Origin of the sequence: Nocardia sp. NPDC050412, from assembly GCF_044458825.1 — a bacterium.
Classification (GTDB): Bacteria; Actinomycetota; Actinomycetes; order Mycobacteriales; family Mycobacteriaceae; genus Nocardia.
The window spans coordinates 1-17,544 of record NZ_JBITIJ010000001.1 but is presented as its reverse complement, the minus strand read 5'-3'; the positions used below and the strand labels follow the sequence as shown (position 1 = coordinate 17,544).

The window sequence follows — 17,544 nt, the reverse complement described above, 5'->3', positions numbered from 1 at the left end:
CTTTTGTCGGATCGCTGATCATGAGCTGCTGACGGTCGCGGTATGTGCCGCATAGGTTTTCGTGTCCTGGTGGTATCGCAGCCGGACGATGACGGCGGTGTGCAGGGCCTGGTTGGCCTGCCTGTCTCGGCCACGGTGGAGGCGGTGCCGGTTGGTCTTCCCCGAAGATGCCGGGATCGGCACGACGCCGCAAAGGCGGGCGAATGATGCCTCGGATTTGAGTCGATCCGGGTTGTCGCCAGTCGAAATAACAAGGGCGGCAGCGGTATCCGGTCCGAGGGCGAAGAGCTGCATGGTGTGGGGAGCTACCCGCTCGAGCAAGTCGCCGAGGTGCTTTTTCAGTTGGTCGGCGTGGACCTGGCAGTCGAGAACGCGTTGCGCGAGCGAGCGCAGGGCCATTTTGGTCGCCTGCACCGGATCGGTGAGGCAGGCAGTCAGGCCGGAACCCGGCGCAGGTCGCGATCAGTTTGGCGCGGGAGAGCGAACGCAATTGGTTACGAAAAATTTCCGGGCTGGTTGTGATCAATGATCGCAGTGTGTTGAGCGCGGCGGTAACGGCCTTGACGGCGTTATTGCGGGCCACGCGCAACGCACGGACGGCTTCGATGGCGCCATCGCGGTTCTTCGGCGGCGTGGCATCGGATCCGTCGAGCAGCCGGCGCGCGGCGGCGTAGGCATCGATCATGTCGATCTTGCCCTGCGTGCGGCGCAGCTGTCTATTCGGCCGCGGCACCTCGGCGACGTCGTAACCCGGTCGGCGAAGATAGCGGGTCAATTCCGCGCCATAGGAGCCGGTGCCCTCGACACCGACGCGAACAACCTCACCGCATGAGCGGAGCCAAGTTTCGATCCCTGCGTAACCGGCTGCGGTCGTGGGGAATTCGCGATCTGTCGGCTTCTTGCCGTGTTCGTCGACGATCGCTACATGATGGGTGTCGGCGTGGGTATCGACCCCCACGAAGATCGGTTGCTGTGTGGCCGTCGTCAACTCGTTGCTGTCCTTCCGGTCGTCGACCTGCTCGAAGAGGGGTTGGACAGGCCAGTCAGGGGACGGCGGTATCGGCGCGACATGCTCCTATCAGGTCACAACCCCGTGCAGGCTGGTGGGCGCTGCCGCGGAACGGGCCGCACCACCGGCACGGACGGACCGACGGGTCCTTCGAAAGACACACGTTGATCTGCGCGTGTCGGCGGGGATTGCGATTCCTGTGATCACCCGCATCACGTCTGGAATTACAGCTACAAACCCGATCCGCGCTTCCACGGGAACGGGCCGCTGTATCTGGAGATGGAACTGGGAATCGTTGTCCCCGAATATCACTACCAGCGATGCGTCACACTCGCGGGGACACTCCCGGGGTGAGCCTCTTTCCCATGTCGATCTTGTCGCGAATGGAGACCATGGTGCCGACGGTTGTCTCGACGATGGCATCGTTGTTCTCTTGCCGGCCAGCTGATGAATGGTGTCTTCGTCAGCGCGCAGATGCATTCGATCTTCAAGGAATCAGCAGCACAGGCGCGCACGGCCGCAGAGGTACTGCTCGATGCCGCATTAGCCGCAGAGGCAAGCGCGCACACCCCTTCGGCGTCTGTTGCCTCCTGATCTAGTTCTCCCTGCGGGGTGCAGCCGGACCTGCTACTGGCGTGCCTCGTGCTCGCTCGAGCCGCCGCGTTTCGGTGGGACCGGGATCAGCGATCCGTCTGACTATTTCTTACTATAGTCAGCATGCTATCGTCGAGCCCGACTTCGTTCCTCAGAAGTTCGAGCAAAGGAACACACTCGTGGTTGCAGAAATCGAGATTCTTGTCGAACGAAGGCGGGAGCGGCGATCGGGCCAGAACATCAGACGCTGGTTCACACTGGCGGTGCTCTGCCTGGGCTCGATGACGGCCTTCGTCAACGTGTCCTCGACGATCACCGGCCTAGCCCGGATCCAGGACGAGCTGCACGCGTCACCGACTGAAACTGTATGGATCACAAGTACTTACAGCCTCATCGTCGCAAGCCTGATCCTGGCGGCCGGGACACTGGCCGATATCGTGGGCCGCAGCGTCATCTTCATGGTCGGCGCCGTGCTCTTCACCGGTGGGAGCGTCGTCGCCTTCGCTGCGAACGACACAGCATTGCTGATCGTCGGCCAGGCGATCATCGGTATCGGCGGTGCGGCCATCCTGCCCAGCAGCCTGGCGGTGCTGGCACATACGTTCGCCGACCCACGCGAGCGCACCGAGGCCGTCAGCATCTGGGCGGGCAGCTCGGGCCTCGGCTTAGCCGTCGGGCCGATCGTGACCGGCGTGCTGCTGGAGCACTATTCCTGGCACTCGATCTTTGTCACCAACATGGTGCTCGGAGTTATCGCCTTCCTCGGCGCCGTTCTCTTCGTGCCTGCAAGTCGCCAACCGGACCGCAAGCTCGACCCCGTGGGCCTCATGCTGGGCACGATCGCTGTCGCCTCATTGGCTTTCGCCATTATCGAGGGCAAGACACTCGGCTACTTCTCGACTGCAATCCTTTGCGCCTACACCACTTTCGCGGTCTCGCTGGTCATCTTCGCCTGGTACGAGTCTCGGCACCACGATCCGATGATCGACATCAAGCTCTTCCGATCGGGTTCATTCACCATGGTCATGGCCGTGGCCGCGACCACCATGTTCGGCTTCACCGGCACATCCCTGCTCGTGGTCCTCTACTGCCAGCACGTCCAGGGTGTCACCCCGCTCGGTGCGGGTGTCCGCGCGCTCGCCATGTTCGTGCCGTTCATCCTCATCAGCGCCCTCGCCGGCAAAATCGCGCACAGGATCGGTTTCAAGGTCATATTGACGGTCGGCTTGATCGTCATGGCCGCAGGGATCTTCGCGCTACGCGCGATCGAGGCAGGCCCGGATTCTTCCCGACTGTGGCCGGGTCTCATCATTGTCGGCATCGGGACCGGACTGCTCGTAGCCCCCTCCACCGCAGCCGCGGTCATCAGCGTCCACCGGTCCCAGGCAGGGATGGCCAGCGCGATGGTCAACATGTTCCGGCAACTCGGAAACGTGCTCGGCGCCAGCGTGACCGGAACCATCCTGACCACCAAATTTAGCGACGGACTCGGCGAGCGGCTGACCGAGCACCATCTCCCGCAGCAGACGATCGACTCCGTGGTCGACGCGGCACAGCGCGGCAACCACGATTCCGCCCGTCTCCCAACAGAACTCGCATCACTCGTCGCAGACAGCGCCCGACGGGCCTTCACCGACGCATCCCACCTGAGCGCCCTGGTCACCGCCACCATAATTGCCGCCATCGTGATACCCACCGTGTTGTTCATTCGCCACCGGCCGGCCGAACCAACGAACACTGATACCGCGAAGACTTCCCATCCTGGGACCGGAAAGTCTTTCGCGCCATAGGAGAGAAGCGACCCATGCGAATCCTTATCGTCGGCGTCGGCGCGGTAGGCGGATATTTCGGCGCTGAACTCGTCGCCGCTGGGCGCGACGTAAACTTTCTGGCACGCGGCCAGCGCGTCGCTCAGCTCCGAACGCATGGATTGACTCTCATGCGACCGCAAGGGGCCACGACCACGCGGGTTCGTGCGCTGACAGCCGCTGAACTCACCGAGCCCTACGATCTGGTGCTGCTGGCGGTGAAGGCAGGCGCACTGCTGCCGGCTCTGGACGACATCGCGCACGCCGTGGCGGAGCACACGAGGATCCTTCCGCTGCTCAACGGCATTCGTCACATCGAAACAATTCGCGAGCGCTTCGGTGAACGGGCAGCCCTTGGCGGCGTCGGTATCGTCGCAACTCAACTGGACGCGCGAGGGCGGATTCTGATGCTCGCCCCCGGTGCGCACATCACATACGGCGAGCTCGACGGAAGCCGAACTCCGGTTCTGGACCAGATCGCAGCGGAACTCTCGGCCGCCGAGATCGAACACACCATCTCGTCGACGATCGAGCAGGACATGTGGGAGAAATGGTTCTTCATGGCCGCCGGCGCAATCACGACCGTCCTGCTCGGCGGACCGGTCGGCCGGATCGTCGCCGAAGACGATGGCTCGGCGGCGATCACCGCGATCATCGACGAAACCGCCGTAGTCTTCGAACGATCCGGCCACCCCGTCCGAGCCGAAGCAATCGCACGCGTGACCACGACGCTGACCACCCCCGGCTCACAATTCACGACCTCCCTCTACCGAGACTTCCTGGACGGGAGAGGCACCGAGGTCGAGACGATCCTCGGCGATCTTCTGACGACCGCTGGCCGGCTGGAGATCGAGACACCGCTCCTTCGTGCGGCGACGGTCAGGCTTCGTGTGCATGCCGCGACCCTGACCCCGAGAACGATAGTCGTAGGCACATAGACTGCCACCATGCCGTAGGAGACCTCGCAGAGCGTGGATGCGGTCGCGAGGCACGGTGCGCCGTGGATAGATCGCTGACTCCGAGAAACCCGGGGAACATCAAAATCTCCGGAAATGCCGGGATGATTCATCCCCCCAATCATTGCCGGCGTTCTCTGCAGCGATCAACTCTGCGGGTGAGCCTCAGAACGCCCCGTCGGAAAGCTCCATCAGATTGGATTGCACCGACGCCACCACTTGTCTGGCCGCGGCGAGGTCTGGAAGGACGGTTGTCGCGAAGAAGTCGGCCACGGCGACCTTGCCCTCATAGAATTCGCGATCAAGGTCGGAGGGTCGGCCGTCCAGGGCCGTGCGGGCTATTTCGGCTTGCTCGAGCAACCGCCACCCGATCAACAGGTCGCCGAACGCCATCAGGAATCGCACCGATGCGAGGCCGATTTTGTAGAGCTCCTCCGGTCGTTCCTGGGCAGCCATCAGGTAAGCGAAAAGGCTTTCGGTCATCGCCTGGACATGTCCGAGTGCCGTCGCCAAGCTGATGCGCAGGCCTGCCAGGCGTGGGTCCGCGCTGTCGGATTCGAGGAAGTCCGAGATCGCGGCCTGCAGATGGGCCAAGGCGACGCCCTGGTCGCGGGCGATCTTGCGGAAGAAGAAGTCCATGGCCTGGATCGCAGTGGTGCCCTCGTAGAGGGAATCGATCTTCGAGTCACGAATGTACTGTTCGATCGGGTAATCCTGTAGGAACCCGGAACCACCGAAAGTCTGCAACGATTCGGTCAGGTACTGGTAGGCCCGCTCGGAGCCGACCCCCTTCACCACCGGCAGCAGCAGATCATTCACGCGCCGGGCCATGTCCGGTTTCGCGCCGGAAACCTGTGCCGCGCTGACCGGATCTTGGTGCGCGGCGGTGTACATGTACAGTGCGCGCAGTCCTTCGGCGTAGGCCTTCTGCATCATCAGGCTGCGGCGCACGTCGGGGTGTCGAATGATCGCCACTCGTGGCGCGGTCTTGTCGGTCATCCGGGTCAGATCCGGGCCCTGCACGCGGAACTTCGCGTAGTCGAGGGCGTTGAGGTATCCGGTGGACAGTGTCGAGATCGCTTTCGTGCCGACAGACATGCGTGCGTTCTCGATCACCTTGAACATCTGGGCGATTCCACTGTGCACGTCACCGACCAGCCAGCCCTTGGCCGGGATACCGTGACCGCCGAATGTCAGTTCACAGGTTGCCGAAACCTTGAGCCCCATCTTGTGCTCGACATTGGTGACGAACACCCCGTTGCGGTCGCCGAGTTCTCCGGTTGCCGGGTCGAAATGGAACTTCGGCACGAAGAACAAACTCAATCCCTTGGTGCCCGGCCCGGCTCCCTCGGGACGCGCAAGGACCAGATGAAAGATGTTCTCCGCCAAGTCGTCCGACTCGGCGCCGGTGATGAAACGCTTGACACCGTCGATATGCCAGCTGCCGTCGTCCTGCTGGTACGCCGTCGTGCGGCCGGCGCCGACATCGGAGCCCGCGTCCGGCTCGGTCAGCACCATCGTCCCGCCCCACCGGCGGTCGACCGCGAGCTTCGCCCACCGCTTCTGCTCGTCGTTGCCGACGCGGTAGAGCACATCGGCCATCACCGGCCCCAGCATGTAGAAGAACACGCCGGGATTGGCCCCGAGCAGAAGCTCGTTGAGCGCCCAGGTCACCGGCCACGGCGCCGCAGAACCCCCGAGGTCTTTGTGCATCCCGAGCAGGAACCACTCCGAGTCCTGCCAGACCCGCACCGACTTCTTGAAGCCGTCCGGTATAGCGACCGTATGGGTCACCGGGTCGAAGACCGGAGGATGGCGGTCCGCGTCCGAGAACGATTCGGCCACCGGCCCTTCAGCCTGGCGCGCCGCTTCGGTGAGCATGGCGCGAACAGTGTCGGAGTCCAAGCCCGCGAAGTCACCGGATCGCAGGATCGCGTCGAGGCCGAGCACCTCGAACAGATTGAACTCGAGGTCGCGGACATTGCTTTTGTAGTGACCCATGGGAACCTTTCGTGGTGCACTGCGGCACCGAATAACTTTGTGAAACTGCTTGCCGACGGCTCGCGAAGGAGAAGCCTGGCAGCTCGACGGCCGTGCCGAGCGGCTGCGATCAGGTGAGCGAGATCGACGCTCGCCCTCGACTCAGACGTCGGTCGTCTCCTGCAGGAGCGATGCGGTGGCCTCAGCTTTGATGTCGAACTTTTGCCCCATGCGCATTGCCAGCGCCTGCGCCGCCGAGACCGGACGCACCATCACCATGAAGTCATCGATCTTGCCGTCGTCATCGAAATGCAAGAAGTCGCAACCGGTGATTTGTTTGCCGTCGACGGCGGCCTCGAAAGGCGTGCTCGTGGCCGTCTTCGGACTCGATCTGACGCACGTAGACGAAATCCTCGAAGACTTCGATCACCGCGCGCAGAATCCCCGCGGTGAGCGTCTTACCGGTACGGCCTGTGAGCCACCGGGCTCGTGAACACGACGTCGTCGGCCAGCAGCGCCTCGTTGGCCGCGGTATCGCGGGCCTCGACCGCTTCACGGAACGGATGCATGAACACCTCCTATAGACAATTAGTTGAGTATTGAGAGGAACCGTAGCCGCGTATTGCCTCCATGTCCAGACCATTAATAGACAACTAATTGATTAGACAAGCTTCGTGATAGCCTGACCCGATGCCGCTACGCAACGCGGTGCTGGCCGCACTTCTCGAGGGAGAGGCGTCTGGATACGACCTGGCCAAAGGCTTCGATGCCTCGGTCGCAAACTTCTGGATGTCGACGCCACAGCAGCTGTACAAGGAACTCGAGAAGATGGCCGCCGACGGGCTCATCGAGACGCGGGTCGAACAGGAGCGCCGCCCCACAAGCGCCTGCACGCGATCACCGCGGCAGGGCGAGCAGCTCTACAACGGTGATCAGTCCAGGCCTTGCGTATTCGGGGCAGGACTGCGGTGCCGAGGAGCCATCACCGCCGCCTCCGACGAGCTCGGTCGCCTCGCCGTGCTCGCTTTCCTCGACCGCGGCACCATGGTCTGTTCGTAGTCGCGCAAGGCGGCGTGCAGCGGGCGGCGGGCGGCTGCACCGGTCAATGTCGTGGTGAGGGCGGCGGCGTCGCGTAGGGCGATGTTGGCGCCGTCGCCTGCGGCCGAGCTCATGGCGTGGATCGCGTCGTCGAGCAAGGAAGTAGGACCAGATGGTGAAGTACGCGACCCCGATCCGCACCGGCACCGCCTCGACGGAGGCGATCCTGCGCAGGTTCATGAAGGCCAACGCCAACCATCCGACATATCAGGCGATGATCGAGCTCGGCCGTGCCCAGAAGACGGTCTTTCTATGTCGCGTTCACAGGGCGGCGTCGATGGCGTCCAGGAAAGCAGTGAAGTTGGCTTCGAGCGTGAGTCGGGACCAGCCTATGAGTCCCGCGAGCAGGGGTGCGCGCGCCTCGACTTGATCGAGGGTGGTGACGGTGCCGTCGGGCGGTGCTTCCACTGGCCGATGCGCCGGTTGGGAGTGCTGAGCAGTCGGAAAGAGCCCAGGCAGCAACTTGTCCCGAGCGGGCCGTAAAGCAGCAGACTGCGGTCGAGATGATTGGGCGGCAGCCAGCCGCCGATCGGACTGGCTTCGGCGGTCTCGGTCCCTGTACCCGGAACCTACGCTGAGCCCGTTGCCACGGCACTCACCACGACGGCGGCAGTGAGCGCCGCGTCGACCGCCTGCACCGCGTCCCTGGCCGCCTTCGAGGCCCAGTTCCCGGCGGCGATCTCCTTGGCCCGCTGCGTCACCACTCGGCGGTCGCGGTCGGGGAAGATCTTCGGCACCGCGTCGGCCGCCGACAACAGCGAGATCAAGGCGGCGGCGCGAGGCTCGACAGGGGCGTCAGGGTGTGCGAACGGCGGTGTCAGCCGGTCCCGGAGTTCCTTGCGGTGCCCCCTCGGCATCCAGGCGGTCCGGGGAAAGATGCCCAGTGCCCGGTGGTGTTCGACGCGTACCAGGCCCTCGTCCGCTAGCCGGTGCAACACCTTCGGCTGCAACCCCTTCGACAGTTTCTCAATCGCAGCTCGGGGTTTCATCGAACGAGCCGCCTCGATCCTGGCGAGCGCGTCGCCCAGTATCGGATCGGCACTCTTGTTCGCGCTCACCACGATCCGGCCCGGTTTCGCCTCGTTGCCCGGCCCGGCCAGCCGGATTGCCCCGGCGTCGATCAGGTCCAGCAGCACTGCTCCGGCGAGAATCCTTGGGGTACGGGTGCTGTCGGCCATCGAGTGCCCAGTACGTTCGTCGAGAAGCAGCAGCATCACGTCTCCGGTGAGCAGGTTCATCACTCGTCCTCCGGTTCCGCGTCGGGCCGGGTCCAGGCCAGGATCATGGTCGGGGTGCAGGCGCCGACGAGCAGCGCGGTCAGCAGCATTACCCCGCCCGCGTAGGCCGCCTGGATATTGTCGAGGTCGGTGAATCCGCCCACGACGATCAGCCAGATCGCAGGAATCATCGCCAGCGTCTGTGTGAGGGTGAGCCCCACCGAGCGAGCCGCGTTGCGCTGCTCGATCTCCCATTCGTCCAGAGCGCCGAGGGGCGCGTCGGCTTGGCGTCCCGAGACGAGCTGCAGCGATATCCACAGCGGAAAGAACAGCAGACAGACCGGCGCCCACAGCAGAGGTCCCCGCTCCAGACCGCACGCGATCAGCACCGCGACGACCGCCAGAGCCAGGAACATCGTCGCGAGGGCCACCACTAGCAGCCGGCGGCGGCGACGCGTCCGCCACCGCGGCAACATATGGGCCCAGCGCTCGGCGTAGAACTCGAACCGGCGTGTCCGGCGAGCCTGGTAGCGCTCCAGCAGATTCGGGTGCGTCATCGAATATCCCCTCCGTCGTTCCGGTAGACCGCCGTGGACAGCGGCGCGAATTCCTTTCGCGAGAACACCGCCTCGACCGGCAAGCCGAACACATCGCAGATCCGCAGCGCCAGATCGAGGCTCGGATAGTGATCGCCCCGTTCCAGCGCCCCGACCGTCTGCGGATTCACCTCGATCGCCTCGGCAAGCTGGGCCCGGCTCATTCTCCGCTCGGCACGTAATACCCCGATGCGGTTGTAAATGGGAAGATTTTTCCCACGCCTCATGGGAGTCACACAACAAACTGTTGCATAAACCCAACATTTCGTCAATGGTGGAAGCAGCCCGTTGACGCTGAACTGCGAAGGCGTCGATAGCCGCGAGGGCCTTGCGAGATGCTCACGAATGTTCTCTGACCAGCATTTCGCTGTCTTGTCGATACTGCGGCTACCCCCGGTGCTCAGATGCAGCACCGCAGCAGGGCTTCGCGCAGGATGTCCGGGAGCCGGGAGGTACGCGAAATGCGGAGAGCCGTAACGGGATCGGACATCCAGCGCAGCTTCGGCTGCGATGGTTGCCGGAGAGCCGGATGCCGGGAAACTGGCACGTCCGGTTCAGGAACGCGGCATGAGGAAACGGACCCGATGAAATACCGGCACCGCGCCTCATGCCGACGTTCATCAGTTCCGGCAGGCGGGCGGCTGCCCGGAAGATTCCTGCCCGTCAATTTCCGTCGAGCGGTGCGAGGGAACGATCAGAGGTGGCCCAAACCCAAGCCCAGTAGGTTGACCCAGTCTGAGTACCTGCAGGTCGTGGAGTATTCGATCTGGTTCAACTCCAGCCCGTAGGCGCGCAAGGTGGTGGTGATGAGATCGGCCAGGTACTGCACATCCTCGTGGCTCGGTGCTTCACGAACCGCGAACCAGGCGTCGCCGTTCCCCGTCTGCCACCCGAGGGAGCCAAGGATCTCCCGGTCCATGTAGTGCGGTTGAGACGCGACGGCATGGATCCTCCCGGGTTCGATGAAGACTTGAATACTCCTCGCGTCACCATGTACCGGGGTCATGAGGAACGACAGATCCATATCGAGGATCGTGAGGTCGGACTCGAGAGTGCGGAGCGTATCGGTTGCCCACTCCTGGAAGGTATCCCAGTCCGGAGCCAGCTTGCCTCCGGGAGAATATCCGTTCCACATACCACCGTTGTCGAATTCGGCGACCCAAACACCGACCTCGGCGGCGACGTAGTCGCGATCGCCCCACTCGCAGGCGCGGTGCTCGGCCCTCTCGGTTTCTTCCTTGGGCACCAACGACATCCTGGCCAACAGCGGCGAGACTATGCCGCCCTGCGGGGTGCCGGTCATCGTGTCCTGATGCTCGCCGAGCTCGGTGAAGATCCCGGCTTTCAGGAACGCCTTGACCAGCATCAGGACGCGTTTGTCCCTGACCCGCAATCGAACTCGGTCCATCAGGGCCGTGTGGTCGATCCGGTCGGAGCACGCCTCGATATCCGCATCCAGCACCCAGCGGTAACCACGGGTGCCGTAGTAGTGGATCTCGGCAATCGCGTCCTGGGCCCGCCGGTTGGGGCCGGAACCCGTAGGAGACCGGCTCGAAGTCGGCCTCGAAAATCGGTTCGGTCTCCTCAGTGCTTGATCGCACTCGACGTCTGGCCTAGCGATTGTCGCTCACCACCCGACGGCCGATGGGTGAAACTCAAACTTGCCGTTAGCGGTTGGCACCCTGGTGAGCATCGAAACGCGCTCTGACGATTCGGGGTCTGCCCACCTTGAGCGCGTACCCGCTGGATGCGCACTTCTCGGCATGAGCGGATGTTCGGTCGGGTAGCTCGCCGCGACGGTCGAACGCGCGCCGCGCAGCAGCTCAGATGGACGCGGGCAGGTGCTCGGCTCCGACCCAAGGTGAACCCGCCCTACCTGCGGCATTCGTGTCTGTGAATCGTCAATCCTCGGATACGCCGGCACCAAATCAACGGTGCTACTCGCGGACTCGCGCCGGGATCGGAGGCGGTCCGTTCCAAAGATCTCGACACCGCTGAATTGGAGATGTGTATGCGCGAACTCCTGAAATTCCTCACCCTTCGCCGACTCGAGCGACCGAGCCTTCGCAGACGGGGGACTCCGGTGCGGAACTCCTGCGCCGCGATCGTTGTCGCCGTGGCTGCCGTGATCGGCGGATCGATCGCGAGTGCCGTTCCGGCGCAGGCGGCGGGCCCGACCCCCGCCTTCAAAAAACGAAGTTCTGACCGCACACAACAAGGTGCGGGCCCAGTACGGTGCGCCGCCACTGACCTGGAGCGATGCCCTGTACCCGGGCACCCTCCAGTGGGCCAGCACATGCAAGTTCCAGCACTCCAATTCCGGTGGGAAGTACGGGGAGAACCTCTAGTTCTACAACGGCCAGGACACCGCTGGCGCCATCAAGAAAGCGCTCGCGTCCTGGATGGCGGAATCCTCCAAGGACAACTACAACAACCCGGTCTTTTCCGGCGCGACCGGGCACTTCACCCAGGTGGTGTGGAAGTCCACCAAACAGGTCACCGCAGCTGCGGTCAACTGTCGAAAAGGCACCATCTCTGGTACCTCGGCCACCGTATATGTAGTGGCCCGATACAGCCCGGCGGGGAATTTCCAGGGGCAGTTCGAGCAGAACGTCGGTCGCCCGGTATAGCTGCGGGCCGAGACGAACCGGCACAAGGGATTGCGGATCCGGCCGTCGGGCGTGGTGCCCGGCGGATAGAGCTCGGTCGCTGGGCCCTCGGGTAGTCGAGGGCAGGCGGGCCTGGCCCATCGGCTGTGAGCCCGGGCGCGCGATCGTGCGGGTTGTGGCATAGTTGTCGGTTGAGACTGGGTGGATCGAAGTGGTCTGCACGGCTCACCTACAGAAAAGAAGTAGTAAACAACATGGCTCAAGGCAGTGTGAAGTGGTTCAACGGTGAAAAAGGCTTCGGCTTTATCGCTCAAGACGGAGGCGGCCCTGACGTCTTCGTGCATTACTCGGCTATCGGCGGGGCGGGTTTCAAGTCCCTCGACGAGGGCCAGCGCGTGGAGTTCGAGGTAGGCCAGGGCCAGAAGGGTCCGCAGGCGCAGGACGTCCGCGCTATCTGATCAGCGTGACTTGGTAGAGGCTCCGTACCATTGAGGTGCGGAGCCTTTTCTCGTTCGTGTGGCGGCGGCCGACTCCGGGATTGGTTCGGAAGTGACAGTTGGGCTACTCCGCTAGAGCGGAAGCCCGCATGAGAGCGGCGCACAACGCCCGATGTTCCGCTGATGTCGCGAACTGAGGAGAGCATTGTGGAGTCTGCCGAGCAAGGTAAACCGTCCTTACGTCCTGAGCGCGACGAAGCACCGCGCACACCGTCGCCTCCGACCAGCCCCCGCTGCCGCCGCCGACCAGGGTTTCCCGCACCAGAGCGGGCAGCATCTGGGTGAGCCTGGCCGCTGGCGGCGCATTCCTGATCGTGCTCCTGATTTTCGTAGTTCAGAACACGACCAGCGTTCGTTCGGCTCGGCTTCCTTGGGTGGCATTTCACTGCCGATCGGGGTCGCGATCCTGGTCGCCGCCGTCGTCGGGCTACTGGTCATGGCCGTGGCAGGAGGAATCCGAATCATCCAGCTCCGCCAAGCATTCAACAAGCTGGTCCGGTCCCGGAAAAGCGGCGCACGCCTGCAAAAATGGAACGCGAACACGCCGTGAACGACTGCTCGTCACGCGGCGGCGTCTCCTGGTTCGGGTTCGTCGCGCGCCGGTAGGAACGGCGTCGCATCCGGTGACCGTCCTTGCTCGATGCCGCGCCCACGCGCTAGTTCGGCATCGAACGCCGCTCCCATCAGCACAGCGAGATTCGTGATCCACACCCACACCAGGAAGACCACCGCAGCGGCCAATGAGCCATAAACCTTGTTGAAGGAGCCGAAATTCGCGACATAGACCGCGAATCCGGCTGAGGCAATGGCCCAGAGAATTACCGCGAGCACACTTCCCGGTGTCAGCCAACGGAACCCAGGGTGTCGAACATTCGGTGCGGCCCAATAGAGCAGCGCACACACCAAACTCACCAGCACAGCCAACACAGGCCACTTGAGCACATCCCACACGCGGACACCCGCCGAGCCGATACCGAGCCACCCGCCGACCTCGCGAGCCACCGCTCCGGTAGCGACCACCCCCACCGTGCATGCCGCGACAACGACCAGCATCACCACGGTCATTCCCAGCCGCAATAGCGACGTCTTCCACATCGCACGACCCTCATCGATCTCATAGATCGAGTTCGCAGCGCGAATGAAAGCGCCGAGGTAGGCGGAGGCCGTCCACACCGCGACAGCCAACCCCGCCACCGCCAAGGGCCCCGACAGCGAACGCGCACTCTGCAGATTCTTGATCGCATCGACCAAAAGTGCTGTACCACTACCCGGTCCGACCTGCTCAACGGTGTCGATCAGCGAATCCGTCGAGCTGGAGCCCAGCATGCCGAGAACCGCAATGAGCAGCATCAGCCCCGGAAAAAGCGACAGCACACTGTAATAGGTCAGCGCCGCAGCCCAATCCGTGAGCTTGTCCGACCAGACCGCACCGATCGTGCGCCACAGCGCACCACGCCAAGACCTCCATCGAAGATCCATCGGGCCCGACACCCGCTCAACAGCCATCCACCCACCTCCCGGCCAGCACCGGATACCCAGACACCCTCACCGAAAACACACGGCCGCTTGCTGATACACCCGCTGCACTTCGATCCATCCCCGGTGGCGCAGACGTGTACGGGCTCGGCCGCGAACCTTCGAGCCGATCGATCACCACGTTTCTACACAGCTCGCTACCGCGCAGGAGTGTCTGCGACGATCGCGTCTTGACCAATACCGTTGTCCGGCAAGGAATTATCGACGCCTGCGACATCGAGGAGTGTGGTGGCGGTGGCGACGGCGAGGCCGTCGAGGGCATGGGGTTAGACAACCGATCGAGCACTGACTCCATCGAAAATGAGGGTCAGCTGCCGGGCGAGCAGGCCGGGGTCGGGTGCACCACCGCGTTCGGCCTCGTGTTGGAAGAACGAGGTCAGACCGTCCTTCTGTCGGCGAGCGACCCGGCTGGCGGGATGCTGGGGCGATTTGAGTTGAACCGCCGCCGCGACATAGGGGCAGCCCCGAAAGTCTTGGACCGGTTCCAGGTATTCCAACCGTTCGAAAACATGCAGGATCCGCTCACGCGGCGACCCGACGCCCTCGGCAGGCAGCAGGGCGCCCTGAGTAGTCCGGGGCGATACGTTCCAAGCTCGCGGCCACCAGCTCGTCGACAACCGCGAAATCTGCTTCAACAGCCAATTCGCCGCCGAGGACGCGCTCGTCGTCTGCGTTCCGATGTTCGCCGCGCCCTGCCGGGGGCACGAACCTGCGGCAACCGGACCAGAACCGTCACGCCACCTGCTATTTGCCGATGACCAGCAATTTTCGGTGTTGCAGGAGGTTGGCGTACTGGTCAATACCCCCTCCGGACACCAGTGCTACCCCACAGGGGCTGTGCCCCGTCAAGATGGGCTCAGCTGCGCCGCTACCCGCAGGTGTCGCGCACTGCCAGAAAGCTCGCGGCGGCTGTGAAAGTGCTCCTCGACATGGCCGAGGTTGATGCGCAGATTCACTATCTGCGGTAGATCGTAGGCGCCGGATTCCGCGTGGATGCTCCTCGCCTCCTGGTTGCTCTACCCGCTGATGAAAAGCCGGCCCAGGGCCCTGAGAGGTGGTAGTGCAGCAGGTGTGGTCAGCGGCGGAACTCGCCGTGGCGGCCGCTCAGCTCGACAGGCTGTTCGGGAAGTCCTCGACCCTATTCTGCCAGGATTGGAACAACTCGGGCAGGCTGGGATAGAGGCCCGGGAACCGGCTGCCCTTCAACCCGTCGAACACAGCGGCGACCTCGCTCCAGATGCCCATAGCGAAGCCCACGAAATCGCGCAACAGGTTCAGGCTGACGCCCTGCAACTCCGGATGCGCTATAGCGATCTGTAACAACGCCGATTTCAGCTGGTCGGTCGCGCTGTCGAACTGGACCTCGTCGTCCGCCAGTTGTTTGTCCAGCAGGTCGGCGAAGTCGTCTGGGCTCATCTGGTCGTTCGCGCGTTGCTGGGCGGCCGGGAAGACGCCGTCGAGAGCGGTCTCGAGCTGGGCCTGCATGGGCTTGGTGCCGGATGCGACGAGGGCATCCAGAAGCAGGCCGGGAATCTGGTCCAGCTGGGTGCTGGGCAGCTGAGCAGGCAACTGGTAGGGCTGTTGTGCGTCGTGGCCGGCCGCGATGGATTCCATCCGCGCTCGCTCGTGAGCATGAACGGCGGCGAGGATAGCCTGGAGCTCCTCCGGCGAGAGCAGACCGGACGTGGTGGGTTTTGCCATCGTTTCCCCTTCCTAGGGGCGTATGTGAGACCTACCCTGACTCCGCGTATCCCCCGAACTCGACTCCCCCTGAACCGATCATCCCCTCACCGCAGGCAAATATCTAGCAAATGGCGGTTGGGAGTTCCGACCGGGCTGAACATTGCCGTTAACAGCTATTAATTAGCAAACTTTTGGGTCTTGAAACCGGGCCGCTGACCTTCGAGACTCGTCACCGCTGGGCATCGCTACCCACCTCGGCCGAATCCACCCGTCCGACGAAGCCATCTCACACACTCCACCGAGCACCTGCCAGGGCCGCCTAGGTCCACGACTCGACAACGCGCAACACCCCAAGAATCCACATACCGAGTACCGAAGGAGGAAAGCAGAATTGGGCGGCAGAATCCCCAAGCCCGTAGGAACCTTCGGCACACCGACGAAGCCGAAGAAGCAGAAGAACGGACGCTGGCGCACCACGGTGTACTTCTACGGCGCCGCTGGTCGGGTGCAGCTCGAACGCGTCGGGGAAAGTGCCGACGAAGCGCGCAATCGCCTGGCCGAGGCGATGCGAGATCATCGGGAACAGATCGGCTACGGGCGGATCACCCGAACGACCAAGCTGATCGATCTGGCCGCGGAACTACTGCTCGAGTTGAGCAACGACGACGCCTATACCGAGGGCAACATCGAGGATTATCGACGCGAGGTCTATGTGTCCAGGGATCGTCGCGCCAACCGGGCGACGATCAAGATCGAGAACTCGGTCGGGAACCTGCAGGTATGGCAGGCCACTTCCGGGGAGATCGATCGGCACCTCAAACGGCTGGTCGCGCTCGGGCTGCGTCGGAAGGCCAAGCAGCACAAGATCATTCTGCGGGCAATGATGCAGATCGCAGTCCGTCACGGCGCACTGGAGACAAACCCTGTGGATGGGGTCGGCGCTTTCGTGCGCCGTCGGAACCCGGCCCGAGGCAAGGTACAAGACCACACCGCGCTGCCGCAGTTCCGAGCCCAGGTACGGGCGTGGGCACGCGGTGAGGCCATCCCCGGCACACCTGCCTATACACGCGGACCGGCGCGGGATTGGACGGTGGTCTGGGTGGTGGATGTGATCACCGGAACCGGGATGCGCCCGCACGAGGTATTCGCGCTACTGCTCGATGACATAGACCTCGATGCCAGCGACCCCTACCTCGATGTCACTGGCACCTTAGTGGAGGTCAAGGGTGCCGGCGCGGGCGGCTGGGTGCGAAAACCCGCACCGAAGTCCGACAACGGGTGGCGGCGGATCCTGTTGCCCGAGCACACCGTCGAAGCCGTGCGCGAGGCGATCAAGGACCTCGAGGTCACCGATTGCCCCAACCCTGACCGGCTGTTGTTTCCCGCGCGCAACGGGTCGGTACGCAATCCCAACAACTTCGGCCGCATTTGGCGCGCCGCACGCGGCAGCGAATTCGCCTGGGTGACCCCTCGCACCTTCCGCAAAGGCGTGGCCACCGCGGTCGATCACGCTTCCGGAGATCCCGAACGCGCGGCCCGCCAGTTGGGCAACACCCGTGAGGTCGCCAAGACCACTACATCGACGTGCCCGAGACCGTGCCCGACAACAGGGCCGTGCTCGAGGCCTGGGCACGTGGACGCGAGCCGAAAGTATGAGATTTTGACTGGCTCGGTTCGAATCCCACGGCGTGTCGCGGAACGAGAAAACCCCTTCCGATGCTGATCGGAAGGGGTTTCATGTGTCGGGCTGACAGGATTTGAACCTGCGACCACCTGACCCCCAGGTATCACCGCTGGCCATCGTCGCACGTCACGCACGGTGCGCGCTCGAGGCGGCCATGCGCCCGACCTGGGGCTGTTCATATCCGCTGATAGCACTACCTTCTTTCATGGCCGGGACCTCCGGGGAACGCTTTCGTCGCTTGTCCTTCGAGGACTGACATGAGACGGCGTCCCCGGGG

General features: G+C 63.6%; 16 protein-coding genes and 6 pseudogenes. 8 read left to right on the top strand and 14 right to left on the bottom strand.

Going from position 1 to position 17,544, the window contains the following annotated elements; translation table 11 throughout:
* Positions 1 to 18: 18 nt before the first annotated feature.
* Positions 19 to 399: an IS110 family transposase gene (locus ACIBI6_RS00110; RefSeq protein ID WP_364354468.1), complete on the bottom strand. Its 381-nt coding sequence runs from the start codon at positions 397 to 399 to the stop codon at positions 19 to 21.
* Positions 400 to 529: 130 nt separating this feature from the next.
* A pseudogene (locus ACIBI6_RS00105) lies at positions 530 to 958 on the bottom strand (transposase); the annotation flags it as partial.
* A gap of 824 nt (positions 959 to 1,782) precedes the next feature.
* On the opposite strand from ACIBI6_RS00105, the gene ACIBI6_RS00100 reads away from it, so the two are divergent.
* Together ACIBI6_RS00100 and ACIBI6_RS00095 are read left to right on the top strand one after the other, a co-directional pair.
* The gene (locus ACIBI6_RS00100; protein WP_396954840.1) at positions 1,783 to 3,393 is read left to right on the top strand and encodes an MFS transporter; all 1,611 of its coding nucleotides are present in this window, start codon (positions 1,783 to 1,785) and stop codon (positions 3,391 to 3,393) included.
* A gap of 14 nt (positions 3,394 to 3,407) precedes the next feature.
* Complete coding sequence (locus ACIBI6_RS00095) at positions 3,408 to 4,349, top strand: ketopantoate reductase family protein (protein WP_396954839.1); 942 nt, start codon at positions 3,408 to 3,410, stop codon at positions 4,347 to 4,349.
* 183 nt (positions 4,350 to 4,532) lie between these two features.
* Here ACIBI6_RS00095 and ACIBI6_RS00090 read toward each other — a convergent pair whose 3' ends face one another.
* Positions 4,533 to 6,368 (bottom strand): acyl-CoA dehydrogenase, encoded by a 1,836-nt coding sequence (locus ACIBI6_RS00090; protein WP_396954838.1) that lies wholly within the window; start codon positions 6,366 to 6,368, stop codon positions 4,533 to 4,535.
* Between the two features lie 141 nt (positions 6,369 to 6,509).
* Positions 6,510 to 6,916, bottom strand: a pseudogene (locus ACIBI6_RS00085) (nuclear transport factor 2 family protein).
* Between the two features lie 121 nt (positions 6,917 to 7,037).
* Between ACIBI6_RS00085 and ACIBI6_RS00080 the strand changes: the two are divergent.
* Positions 7,038 to 7,276: pseudogene (locus ACIBI6_RS00080) on the top strand (PadR family transcriptional regulator); the annotation flags it as partial.
* A gap of 3 nt (positions 7,277 to 7,279) precedes the next feature.
* On the opposite strand, the gene ACIBI6_RS00075 reads toward ACIBI6_RS00080, so the two are convergent.
* Positions 7,280 to 7,519: a hypothetical protein gene (locus ACIBI6_RS00075; RefSeq protein ID WP_396954837.1), complete on the bottom strand. Its 240-nt coding sequence runs from the start codon at positions 7,517 to 7,519 to the stop codon at positions 7,280 to 7,282.
* Between the two features lie 32 nt (positions 7,520 to 7,551).
* Here ACIBI6_RS00075 and ACIBI6_RS00070 point away from each other — a divergent pair.
* Positions 7,552 to 7,704, top strand: a pseudogene (locus ACIBI6_RS00070) (Tn3 family transposase); the annotation flags it as partial.
* Positions 7,705 to 7,706: 2 nt separating this feature from the next.
* On the opposite strand, the gene ACIBI6_RS00065 reads toward ACIBI6_RS00070, so the two are convergent.
* From ACIBI6_RS00065 to ACIBI6_RS00040, 6 genes and pseudogenes are all read right to left on the bottom strand, one after another.
* Entirely contained in the window at positions 7,707 to 7,853 is a 147-nt protein-coding gene (locus ACIBI6_RS00065) for a hypothetical protein (protein ID WP_364354483.1), read from the bottom strand.
* A 161-nt stretch (positions 7,854 to 8,014) separates the two neighbouring features.
* On the bottom strand, positions 8,015 to 8,683 hold the full coding sequence (locus ACIBI6_RS00060) for a GPP34 family phosphoprotein (protein WP_396954836.1): 669 nt from the start codon (positions 8,681 to 8,683) through the stop codon (positions 8,015 to 8,017).
* Positions 8,683 to 9,219 (bottom strand): hypothetical protein, encoded by a 537-nt coding sequence (locus ACIBI6_RS00055; RefSeq protein ID WP_396954835.1) that lies wholly within the window; start codon positions 9,217 to 9,219, stop codon positions 8,683 to 8,685. Before ACIBI6_RS00055 ends, ACIBI6_RS00060 begins: the two co-directional genes overlap by 1 nt.
* Positions 9,216 to 9,494 (bottom strand): helix-turn-helix transcriptional regulator, encoded by a 279-nt coding sequence (locus ACIBI6_RS00050; RefSeq protein ID WP_364354586.1) that lies wholly within the window; start codon positions 9,492 to 9,494, stop codon positions 9,216 to 9,218. The genes ACIBI6_RS00055 and ACIBI6_RS00050 overlap by 4 nt, the downstream gene beginning before the upstream one ends.
* Positions 9,495 to 9,952: 458 nt before the next feature.
* A complete protein-coding gene (locus ACIBI6_RS00045; protein ID WP_396955246.1) occupies positions 9,953 to 10,393 on the bottom strand; it encodes a TY-Chap domain-containing protein in 441 nt (146 codons plus the stop codon).
* Positions 10,394 to 10,489: 96 nt separating this feature from the next.
* Positions 10,490 to 10,835 (bottom strand): annotated as a pseudogene (locus ACIBI6_RS00040) (reverse transcriptase domain-containing protein); the annotation flags it as partial.
* 570 nt (positions 10,836 to 11,405) lie between these two features.
* Here ACIBI6_RS00040 and ACIBI6_RS00035 point away from each other — a divergent pair.
* The 3 genes and pseudogenes from ACIBI6_RS00035 to ACIBI6_RS00025 all read left to right on the top strand — a co-directional run bounded on the left by ACIBI6_RS00035 (position 11,406) and on the right by ACIBI6_RS00025 (position 12,914).
* Positions 11,406 to 11,888 (top strand): annotated as a pseudogene (locus tag ACIBI6_RS00035) (CAP family protein).
* A gap of 233 nt (positions 11,889 to 12,121) precedes the next feature.
* On the top strand, positions 12,122 to 12,325 hold the full coding sequence (locus tag ACIBI6_RS00030; protein ID WP_194815528.1) for a cold-shock protein: 204 nt from the start codon (positions 12,122 to 12,124) through the stop codon (positions 12,323 to 12,325).
* 184 nt (positions 12,326 to 12,509) lie between these two features.
* Positions 12,510 to 12,914 (top strand): LapA family protein, encoded by a 405-nt coding sequence (locus ACIBI6_RS00025; protein WP_396954834.1) that lies wholly within the window; start codon positions 12,510 to 12,512, stop codon positions 12,912 to 12,914.
* Positions 12,915 to 12,925: 11 nt separating this feature from the next.
* On the opposite strand, the gene ACIBI6_RS00020 is transcribed toward ACIBI6_RS00025, so the two are convergent.
* The 3 genes from ACIBI6_RS00020 to ACIBI6_RS00010 form a co-directional block, all read right to left on the bottom strand.
* The gene (locus ACIBI6_RS00020; protein ID WP_364354499.1) at positions 12,926 to 13,870 is read right to left on the bottom strand and encodes a YihY/virulence factor BrkB family protein; all 945 of its coding nucleotides are present in this window, start codon (positions 13,868 to 13,870) and stop codon (positions 12,926 to 12,928) included.
* Positions 13,871 to 14,166: 296 nt separating this feature from the next.
* Positions 14,167 to 14,535, bottom strand: coding sequence for a hypothetical protein (locus ACIBI6_RS00015; protein WP_396954833.1), 369 nt, complete (start codon positions 14,533 to 14,535; stop codon positions 14,167 to 14,169).
* A 469-nt stretch (positions 14,536 to 15,004) separates the two neighbouring features.
* Positions 15,005 to 15,601, bottom strand: a complete 597-nt coding sequence (locus tag ACIBI6_RS00010; RefSeq protein WP_396954832.1) for a hypothetical protein — start codon at positions 15,599 to 15,601, stop codon at positions 15,005 to 15,007.
* Between the two features lie 373 nt (positions 15,602 to 15,974).
* Between ACIBI6_RS00010 and ACIBI6_RS00005 the strand changes: the two genes are divergently transcribed.
* Entirely contained in the window at positions 15,975 to 17,306 is a 1,332-nt protein-coding gene (locus ACIBI6_RS00005) for a hypothetical protein (protein ID WP_396954831.1), read from the top strand.
* Positions 17,307 to 17,544: the final 238 nt, after the last annotated feature.

What these genes read in the sequence shown, in the direction of transcription:
- ACIBI6_RS00045 (WP_396955246.1), bottom strand. Translation starts at nt 10,393, where the DNA reads ATGTGGAACGGATATTCTCCCGGAGGCAAGCTGGCTCCGGACTGGGAT.
- ACIBI6_RS00020 (WP_364354499.1), bottom strand. Translation starts at nt 13,870, where the DNA reads ATGGCTGTTGAGCGGGTGTCGGGCCCGATGGATCTTCGATGGAGGTCT.
- ACIBI6_RS00010 (WP_396954832.1), bottom strand. Translation starts at nt 15,601, where the DNA reads ATGGCAAAACCCACCACGTCCGGTCTGCTCTCGCCGGAGGAGCTCCAG.
- ACIBI6_RS00090 (WP_396954838.1), bottom strand. Translation starts at nt 6,368, where the DNA reads ATGGGTCACTACAAAAGCAATGTCCGCGACCTCGAGTTCAATCTGTTC.
- ACIBI6_RS00055 (WP_396954835.1), bottom strand. Translation starts at nt 9,219, where the DNA reads ATGACGCACCCGAATCTGCTGGAGCGCTACCAGGCTCGCCGGACACGC.
- ACIBI6_RS00095 (WP_396954839.1), top strand. Translation starts at nt 3,408, where the DNA reads ATGCGAATCCTTATCGTCGGCGTCGGCGCGGTAGGCGGATATTTCGGC.
- ACIBI6_RS00075 (WP_396954837.1), bottom strand. Translation starts at nt 7,519, where the DNA reads ATGAGCTCGGCCGCAGGCGACGGCGCCAACATCGCCCTACGCGACGCC.
- ACIBI6_RS00060 (WP_396954836.1), bottom strand. Translation starts at nt 8,683, where the DNA reads ATGAACCTGCTCACCGGAGACGTGATGCTGCTGCTTCTCGACGAACGT.
- ACIBI6_RS00110 (WP_364354468.1), bottom strand. Translation starts at nt 399, where the DNA reads ATGGCCCTGCGCTCGCTCGCGCAACGCGTTCTCGACTGCCAGGTCCAC.
- ACIBI6_RS00030 (WP_194815528.1), top strand. Translation starts at nt 12,122, where the DNA reads ATGGCTCAAGGCAGTGTGAAGTGGTTCAACGGTGAAAAAGGCTTCGGC.